Origin of the sequence: uncultured Thiohalocapsa sp. (assembly GCF_913063425.1) — a bacterium.
Classification (GTDB): Bacteria; Pseudomonadota; Gammaproteobacteria; order Chromatiales; family Chromatiaceae; genus Thiohalocapsa.
On record NZ_CAJXYK010000107.1, the window covers coordinates 1 to 3,817 of the forward strand.

The window sequence follows — 3,817 nt, forward strand, 5'->3', positions numbered from 1 at the left end:
CCGGCGCGGCGCAGGGCATCGGCGGTGTGCAGCGTCAGCAGCGGCGGAGGCAGCTCGCCGTCGGAGAGGATCTCCCGCACCGCGGGCTCGCCGCCGAGCTGGCGCTCCACCTCGGCGGCAAGGGCGGCCCGGAAGTCGGGCAGCACCTCCGGCCGCAGGCTCAGCCCCGCCGCCATGGCATGGCCGCCGAAGCGCGCGATGAGCCCGGGGTGGTGCTTGTCCACCGCATCCAGCGCATCGCGGATGTGCAGCCCGTCGATGGACCGGGCAGAGCCCCGCAGCTCGCCATTGCCGGCGTCGGCAAAGACGATGGTCGGCCGGTGCCAGCGCTCGCGGATGCGCGCGGCGACGATGCCGATGACGCCCTCGTGCCAATGGGCGCCGTGCACACAGAGCGCGGGGGGCAATGCGCCGTGGTCGGCGGCGATGCGCTCCACCAGGGCCGTCGCCTCATCCAGGATGCCGTGCTCCAGCTCCCGGCGCTCGCCGTTCAGGGCGTGGAGCTGCTGCGCCAGGCGCATGGCGCGCACCGGGTCGTCGGTGGTGAGGCATTCAACGCCGAGGCTCATGTCGTCCAGGCGGCCGGCGGCGTTGAGTCGTGGTCCCGCCGCGAAGCCGAGGTCCCGGGCGGTGACCTCGGCGAGCCGGCAGCCGGCCACCTCCAGCAGCGCCCTGAGCCCCGGCCGGCAGGCACCGGCGCGCATCCGCCGCAGCCCCTGCTCCACCAGGATGCGGTTGTTGCGGTCCAGCTGCACCACGTCGGCGACGGTGCCGAGCGCCACCAGGTCCAGCAGGGTCGCAAGGTTCGGCGCCGTGCGGCCGGCGGGCGCTCCGGCGGCGGCGAACCAGCCGCGGCGCGCCAGCTCCGCCCGGGTCGCCGCCAGCAGGTAGAACATCACGCCGCAGCCGGCGACGTGCTTGCTCGCGAAGCCGCAGCCCGGCTGGTTCGGGTTCACCACCGCCGCCGCGGCCGGCAGCTCCGCACCCGGCAGGTGGTGGTCGGTGATGAGCACCGGGATGCCATGCTGCCCCGCGCGCTCAACGCCCGCATGGCTCGCGATGCCGTTGTCGACGGTGACGATCAGGTCCGGGCGGCGCTCCGCGGCCGCGTCCACCACCGCCGGGCTCAGGCCGTAGCCGTGGTGGAAGCGGCTCGGCGTCAGGTGGTCCACGTCCGTCGCGCCGAGCGCCCGCAACCCCAGCAGGGCCACCGCGCTGCCGGTGGCGCCATCGGCGTCGTAGTCGCCGACGATGAGGATGCGACCGCCGCGCTGCACCTGATCCGAGAGCAGATCCGCGGCGGCGTCGATGCCGTGCAGCCCCGCCGCCGGCAGCAGCTCGCCGAGGCTCACCGCGGGCGCCGCATCCCCGCGGTGGGCATAGAGCCGGGTGAGGAGCGCCGTGAGGTTGGCCGGTGCGGTGGCGTACTCGCCGAGGCGGCGGATGCGCACCGGGGCGGCGTCCGGCATCCGGCGCGGGGATGACTTGGTTTGGCGCGGCATGGCGCGAAGCTTAAACCGCCGGCGTCCTCCGGTGCAGCCCGCCGCGGCGGCTCAGGTCCATGGTGCACGCGGCGCCGTCGGGTCTGGCAAGTCACCCAACACGGCATGCTTGGGGAGCCGGCAGCACCCCGTCAGAGCGGCTTTCGACCCCGAAAACGCAGCGCTGATGCCCGACAGCGGCCTCGCCAGGGGCGATAACGTTAATCGGTTCAGATGCTTAGCCTGGCCCGACCCCGTTTGGCTGGGAGCGACCCCGTTTGCGAGCGGGCGCGTCGCGGTCGATCAGCGGCGGCGTCCTCGCCAGTTGTGCGGCGCTCGACGCACATGTGCGACGGCTGCGATCAGGATTCCGTCCTCGTCTGCCGTGTAGAGAATCCAGTACGGGAAGCGGCTGACCCGGCAGCGACGCAGCTGTTCATCCACGAGGGGAAAGGCGCGCGGCGAGTGGCGGACCCGCTCCACGGCGCCCCAGGCGGCTTTTCGAAATGATTCTCCGAGGCCGGGCCGTTGCGCTTCGTAATAGGCGAAGGCATCGGCCAATTCCTGCCGAGCCGGGCGCAGGAATCTGACCTGCACGGGGCTCAGCCGCGGAGATCGGTAAAGACCTCGTCCGCGTCGACGGCATCAAGAGTGCCGGACCGGTACGCGGCCAAGCGGTCTCTTGCCTCCGCGACCCAGACCGCGGCGATGTCGGGCTCCTCTTCCTCCAGGCTTTGAATCAGCTCGTCCACCAACGCCGCCCGTTCCTCCGCGGGCAACTCGAGTGCTTGGCTCAAGACGGTCGTGCTGGATTGTTGCATCTGCATGCTCCCATGATGGGCTTCGGCTTCGCGAGGGTATCAGACGATGAAGCGGGCGGCATGGCAAGTCTTGTGCACCCCCCAGTCCTGTACGTGCTCGCGGGTGGGCACGCCATGCTGCCAGCGGTCACGGCCTGCATCGCCCTGGTAAAACACCGCAGGAATGCCGACACCTCGCTCCAGTCTGCTGTCGGCGCCGATCCCTGTCGCCCTGGAGGGCGAAACGCCGGCCGGCGCAGACGACCGGGGCGATCAGCCCGCGGCCGCCGCCGGCCGCTCCGGCTTGGCACTGTCGCCACCGCGCTGGCGCCGGAGGCTCGGCGCCACTGCGGCGGCCAGGGCCCGCTCGTCCAGCACGCCGCCCAGGAAGGCATTGAGCCGCGCCGCGAGCGCCGCCGGGTCTGCCAGTGTGTCGTGGTAGGACACCGAGAGCACCTGCACCCGCTCGCCGTGAGGCGTCAGGATGCGCTTCACCTGGGCGATCTGCTTGAGGAAGGTGCCGGCGAGCTGCCGCTCGGCGAGACGCCCGCCTTGCTTTCCGGACCGCTCCAGCATCACCCGCTGGGAGGCGATGATCTCGTTCAGCGGCCGCTCGGCGAAGATGACCCGGAAGCGGTGCGTGGCGGTCAGCGCCGGCAGCAGTTGCGCGACGATCTTCACCGCCTTGCCGCGCGCATCACTCAGCCAGCCGGTGCCCGCGTCCGGGCGCTTGGCGGCCTCGTACTCCAGATAGCCGCGGGGGTTGTCCGCGTCGGCTTCCCGGGCGCCGTCGGTGAGGATCGGCAGGCCGCCGGCGGCGAGCATCTGCATCAGCATGCTCGTGCCCGAGCGCGGCAGGCCGGAGACAATGACGACCTCGTCCTCGGCCAGCGGCCCCAGGGTCTTGGGGCTGCCCAGCTCGCCCAGGCTCGCAATGGCCTCCGGCGCAAGGCTCGCCGCCTCGTGGATGCTCGGCATCGACGCACCGGCGCGGATTTCTCGGATCCGGCGCAGCGCCGCCTTGGCAAGCCCGAGCTGGTGCTCGGCGCCGGCGTCATCCCCGGCGCGCCACGCGAGCCGCGCCAGGCGCCGGTGCGCCGCCGGAAACACCGGGTTCTGCGCGACGGCGGTTTCGAAGGCGGCCCGGGCCTCCGCGAGCCGGCCGAGCCGCATCAGCGCGGCGCCGCGGAGATAATGGCCGCGTGGGTTCTGGTAGACGAGCCCGAGCGCATCCGACACCGCCGCGAGCGCCGCCTCCGCCCTGCCGCGTTGCATCAGGAGCGCCCGCGCAAGGCCCAGGCTGCCGTCCGCGTTCACCGGGTCGATGTCCAGCACCGTGCGGAAGCGCGCCTCGGCGTCGGCAAAGCGTCGCATCGCCAACAGCGCCTCGCCTTGCGCCTGGAACAGGCTCGGGCGGTTGTGCATCTGCACGTGCTCGGCCTGCTCGAAGGCCACCAGCGCCTCGCCGTGGCGGCCCTCGGCAGCCAGCAGCCGGCCCTGGAGCCACGCGAAGGTGGCCTGGTTGGTGCCGGCCTG

The 3,817-nt window shown here is 72.6% G+C and carries 4 protein-coding genes; all 4 read right to left on the reverse strand.

All coding sequences use genetic code 11. The features are described from left to right. On the reverse strand, positions 1 to 1,502 hold a 1,502-nt coding region (gene recJ / locus QZ607_RS25635), incomplete at its 3' end, for a single-stranded-DNA-specific exonuclease RecJ (protein ID WP_295889074.1). A gap of 282 nt (positions 1,503 to 1,784) precedes the next feature. After that, positions 1,785 to 2,078, reverse strand: coding sequence for a type II toxin-antitoxin system RelE/ParE family toxin (locus QZ607_RS25640; RefSeq protein ID WP_295889076.1), 294 nt, complete (start codon positions 2,076 to 2,078; stop codon positions 1,785 to 1,787). A gap of 5 nt (positions 2,079 to 2,083) precedes the next feature. Then, on the reverse strand, positions 2,084 to 2,302 hold the full coding sequence (locus QZ607_RS25645) for an addiction module protein (RefSeq protein ID WP_295889078.1): 219 nt from the start codon (positions 2,300 to 2,302) through the stop codon (positions 2,084 to 2,086). A gap of 252 nt (positions 2,303 to 2,554) precedes the next feature. After that, positions 2,555 to 3,817: tetratricopeptide repeat protein (locus tag QZ607_RS25650; protein ID WP_295889081.1), on the reverse strand; the 1,263-nt coding region annotated here is incomplete at its 5' end.